The following is a 5,359-nucleotide window of genomic DNA, read 5'->3' as shown; positions in this document are numbered from 1 at the left end:
ATATATATTATACGTTTTTATTATATGAAGATTAATGGTTATATTTTTGATGGTAATTATTAATAAGAGTTTCTCATTAACTCATTTTGTTTTATTTTATTATTGAAATTTTTGATAGTAATCATTTACCTAAATTTTTATTTGTAAAGACATAGCAATGGTTCAAATTTACAAAAGACTTTTATTAACCAACGATGATGGCATAGACTCTCCAGGGTTAAAAATATTGGAAGAAATTTCACACCATATAGCCGATGAATTTTGGGTGGTCGCGCCCGAGAAGGATCAAAGTGGGACTTCTCAATCGGTTAGCATGCATAATCCGCTTAGAGTGATTAAAAAGGATGATCGGCATTTTTCTATATCCGGCACACCCAGTGATTGTGTTGTTATGGGTTTAAAGCACCTTCTCCCTTTCCAACCGGATGCTGTTTTCTCTGGTATCAATAAAGGATCAAACCTTGGGCTAGAAACATTATTTTCCGGAACGGTTGGTGCTGCCATGACAAGTTCTCTTTTAGGAGTACCTTCGATTGCGTTAAGTCAAAACTATCAAGATGGCCATGAAGTGTTGTGGCAGACATCCTCCTATCATTTACCCGACCTCTTAGGAAAAATTTTTGATTGTGGATGTTTGAAAGATGATATGTGTTTAAATATTAATATTCCTGATTGTTGTTATAATGAAGTGAAATCAATATGTTTTACTTCTCAAGGAACTGGTTATTTAAATGACATTCAAATAACAAAGCGTATTGATACAAAAAATAATTCTTACTATTGGCTTAGATTTGAACGCCCTTATAAACAAGATGATGATAATACCGAAGCGCAAACAATTAATCAGCAAAGTATTTCAATTACCCCCCTCGCCTTCGATCGTACGAATAAAGATTTATTAACTCGGTTAAATCAGCTGAATATTAAAATTAAATATCATGATTAATGGCTTTATTTATTCGATAAACTAGTACCACTAAAGATATAATTACTAATCGATTGTTCTATACTTTGATACGATTGAGTATTGGTCAAAAAATCATTAGATCTGAGAAATTGATTTGATTTTCCAGGGATAACTTTTATGATTCCAGGATCAGTCATACTGACAGAGCCAATACGAAACTGACTATCTTTGGGTAAATTAATGGATTTATTGATGGATAATACAACATCAGCCATGAAAGTGTCTTTATTTAAAGTGATGGATTTTATTACACCGATGGGTAATCCTGATAAAATCACTTCTCCTCCAGGTTCAATTGAGTTAGCTGAAAGAAACTGTGCTTTAAGTTCATAATGATCTCCACCAACACCAAATAACATTAGCCGAGCGTAGGTATAAAAACCAAAGGCTATAATTAGAACAAAGAGACTAGTAATATAAGCACTAATTTTTCCGCTTTTCACGTTTGAAATTTCCCTAAATAAAGGATTCTTTTAAACCTTATTACGACTAATTTTTCAACGAAATTCAAGCTTTTATAATGGTAATTATCACTTTTATTTTAATACAATAAAGATTTTTTTACGTGATTAAGTTATGTTGACTTAATTATTATGTATATATTAACGAAACAATTTCTAATAAATATCTTAAATTATGCGGTTAATATTGCAGTAATTTTGAATGAAATTATAATTATTGACAAATCAATTTTACGCTGAACTTTTTATTTAGCATCTAATCTGGCTTGTATTCCTGATGAACGGTGTAAATTGAAAATGATAATAAACATGTTGACAAGAAATGTTTCTGACCACTCTACTCTAGAAAATATCATTTTTCTTATCTCAATAATGTGTAAAACAACGTTATTATTATCGAAAATTTCAACAAAAAAACTTTTAAAATTCTAAACTTTATAAGTAAATTGTGCTGAAAATTTCTAATTTTGCGTTAATTTAATGTCTAGTTTATTTTATAAAAACTCGAGTTCAGTGAAATTTAGAAAACTCTGTCTATGTATATTTGCTAAAAAGAGGTTCATTTTAAAGAAAATCTATTTATTCAATCACAGTTTGCTATTCACTTTGATACATTAGAAAATTTTAACATTTTTCTTAAATTATTTCTTAATTATTTGGTTCAGAACTTGTATCGATATCTAGTGGTTTTTATGACACAGTTATTTTAATCAAGGCGTAAAAAAAAATAATAATTAGCCTTTAATATTTTTTACAATTTATGATGTCCTACAAGGTATTTTCATTTTGCTAGTATTTTTACATTAATTATCGAGACAACTATCTTGAATTGTATAAAAAGAATTGAATTAAATGCAACGATCACTTTTCTTTTGATGTTTTCCTCCTATTTATTGCGTAGTTGTCACACTTTAAGGAGTATACAATGAACAACACTATGCCTTTACCCAAAAAAAATATTTCGATTTCATCGGGTAGTGTAATTCTAGTAGGTTTTTTAGCTTCACTAGCTGGATTGATGTTTGGTCTTGATATTGGAGTTATATCAGGAGCCAATGAGTTTATAAAAAGAGAATTTGCTGCTTCTGATCATCAAATTGAAATGATTGTTAGTAGCATGATGTTCGGTGCTGCGTTAGGGGCATTAGCGTGTGGATGGGCATCGGCAAAATTCGGTCGTAACCGATGTTTAATTGTTAGCGCATTTATTTTTATTGCTTCTGCTATAGGCTGCTCTCTTGCGAGAGGAGTTATTGATTTATGTGCGTGGCGTTTTCTTCTTGGCATAGCCATTGGTATTGCCAGTACGACCGCCCCTCTTTACATAGCTGAAATTGCTCCAGAAGAAACAAGAGGATCAATGATATCTTCTTATCAATTGATGATAACAATTGGTATTCTGTTAGCTTTTGTTTCTGACACGATATTAGGTTACTATGGTGCTTGGCGGTGGATGCTAGGGATTATTTGTCTTCCTGCTATTATATTTTTGATTGGTCTTTTGTCTTTACCGAATAGTCCTCGTTGGTTGGTAACTCAAAATCGAAAAAAAGAAGCATATGATGTCCTTTTAGGTTTGAGACATGGAAATGAGGAACACGTTGAAAAAGAATTAAGAGAAATTGAAGAACAAATCAAAAGCTCTCAGAAAGGTTTTCAATTTTTCTTATCCAATGCCAATTTTAGAAGATCAGTTTTTTTGGGCATTATGTTGCAAATTGTTCAACAATTCACCGGTATGAATGTGGTGATGTATTATGCTCCTCGTATTTTTGCGAATATGGGATATGCACAAACCGCGCAACTATGGTTTACTGCATTGGTGGGTTTGGTTAATGTTGCAGCAACCTTTATTGCAATTGGTGTTTGCGATAAATTAGGACGCAAGCCTACCCTTTATAGCGGTTTCACCATTATGGCCATTGGTTTAGGCGTTATTAGCTTTTTAATGAGAAACGGTCCGATTGCTGATCCTATGACGCAGTATTTTTGTGTCGGTATGCTTCTGATATTTATTGTTGGATTTGCCATGTCTGCTGGTCCCTTAGTTTGGGTATTATGTTCTGAAATCCAACCGCTTCAAGGACGTGAATTTGGTATTGCCACCTCTACAGTTACCAATTGGTTGGCAAATTTTGTTGTTGGAGCTACATTTTTGACACTAATTAATACCCTTGGCTCTTCAATGACGTTTATGCTTTATTGTGGATTTAATATATTATTTATTGTGTTTACCTTTTTCATGGTACCAGAAACATCTCAGGTTACGTTAGAGCAAATTGAAGAAAATCTTATGGCTGGTAAACCTCTTCGTGAAATTGGTCGTTAACCTTGTTAAGATTATAACTTTATAAATTCTTTTTAATATTATTATAAAAACGAAAGTTAGTAAAAAATATTAGCTTTCGTTTAAGTTACTTTTTAATTTAGCAAATAAATTGCTTTAGCAGTTTTACAATCTTTATTTAAAAATGACTTAATTTAGCTTTAATAAAAAATTGCGTTAAAATTTTAACGCAATTTTTATTTATTATTTTATATTTCTGATGATTAAGTCAAATCCTTGTATTTTAATCTATTAGTAGAAGAACTGATAAATTGCAGCAGATACTGCTATACTTCCCATAATAACGACAAATACATTACTTAATTTGCCTTTATATTGCTTTAAAGCTGGAAGAGTATGAATAGCATACATTGGCAATAAAAAAAGTAAAATAGCCAAAATAGGTCCACTAATTGATTCAATCATAACAAGTATACTTGGGTTATAAGTTGCAATGGCCCAACAAGTTATAAATATAAAACCAATTCCTAGCCGGTTTGAAAGTTTTAAAGATATAGGCTTACACTGACAGAGAATTAACGTTTTTGAAATCATGCCATTAATCCCTTCCCGAGTGCCTAAATAATGACCTAAATAGGTTTTAGATATCGCAAGGAAAGCTACTATAGGGGCTACCCATTTCAAAAAAGGTGAATTATAATGGTTGGCTAAATATGAAAGAATTGAAATATTTTGGTATTTAGCCTCTTGAAGGTTAATTGGACTCAAACATAATGCACAGCTAAATACAAAAAACATAACCGTTACAACCATCATAATATTGCTGTATTTTATTATTTTCCCGCATTTATAAGGAGCATTTTTTTTATTTATTTTGGATTGTGAAACAGCTAAAGAAGAGATTATAGGCGAATGATTAAATGAAAACACTGCAACGGGGATAGTTAACCAAAGAGTCAACAATAGTCCATTACCCCCATGATTGGAAGCACCTCTCAAACTGACCTCTCTAAATAAATCAAGAGACCATTGAGGGATAAGAGCTATAGATATAATTAATAAAACAGCGATGAGAGGGTAAACCAAAGTAGACATAATTCGAACAATCAAATGTTCACCAAACTGGACAATGCACATTAACAAAGCACTAAGAACAAATCCGATTATTATTCTGGGCAATGGTTGAAGATGAAGTTGATATTGAACAAAACTTTCAACTGTATTGGTTAGGCTGACGATTAATACTAATAATAATGGATAAATGGCTAAAAAATAAAGAAAGGTTATAAGATATCCAAAGTATTTACCAAATTGCTCTTCGACCACAACCGTTATGTCGGTCGCATTTCCACATAACACAAAACGGCAAAGAGCATGATGAGATAGATAAGTCATTGGAAAGACAATAATTGCCAGTACAATTAAAGGGATTAATCCCCCCGCACCCGCATTAATCGGTAAAAAAAGGACCCCTGCTCCTATGGCAGTTCCATAGAGGCTAAGCATCCACGCGGTATCAGAATAACTCCATTTAAGGCTAGAGTTATCTGAAGATTTTACTATTTTTTGCATTACATTACATCATCAAAAAAACAAGGTTTCCAAATTTATTGCGATTGTTTAAATATTTAGTTGGGTTAATAG

4 protein-coding genes are annotated in these 5,359 nt (G+C 32.0%); 2 read left to right on the top strand and 2 right to left on the bottom strand.

The genetic code is table 11. The annotated features are described in order from the left end of the window. The first annotated feature begins 157 nt into the window (after positions 1-157). Positions 158-946, top strand: a complete 789-nt coding sequence (gene surE, locus AABE15_RS06305; protein ID WP_338330438.1) for a 5'/3'-nucleotidase SurE — start codon at positions 158-160, stop codon at positions 944-946. Positions 947-951: 5 nt separating this feature from the next. Here the strand turns inward: surE and AABE15_RS06300 are convergent, their stop codons facing one another. Next, complete coding sequence (locus AABE15_RS06300) at positions 952-1,410, bottom strand: MlaD family protein (protein ID WP_338330437.1); 459 nt, start codon at positions 1,408-1,410, stop codon at positions 952-954. A 943-nt stretch (positions 1,411-2,353) separates the two neighbouring features. Here AABE15_RS06300 and AABE15_RS06295 point away from each other — a divergent pair. Then, positions 2,354-3,757 (top strand): sugar porter family MFS transporter, encoded by a 1,404-nt coding sequence (locus tag AABE15_RS06295; protein WP_338330436.1) that lies wholly within the window; start codon positions 2,354-2,356, stop codon positions 3,755-3,757. Between the two features lie 249 nt (positions 3,758-4,006). Here AABE15_RS06295 and AABE15_RS06290 read toward each other — a convergent pair whose 3' ends face one another. Further along, the gene (locus AABE15_RS06290) at positions 4,007-5,287 is read right to left on the bottom strand and encodes an aromatic amino acid transport family protein (protein ID WP_338330435.1); all 1,281 of its coding nucleotides are present in this window, start codon (positions 5,285-5,287) and stop codon (positions 4,007-4,009) included. Positions 5,288-5,359 lie beyond the last annotated feature (72 nt).

It is taken from the genome of Commensalibacter sp. Nvir (assembly GCF_963921845.1).
Lineage (GTDB): Bacteria > Pseudomonadota > Alphaproteobacteria > Acetobacterales > Acetobacteraceae > Commensalibacter.
Note: the sequence above shows the minus strand (reverse complement) of the source record. Positions and strands in the feature narration are given on the sequence as shown.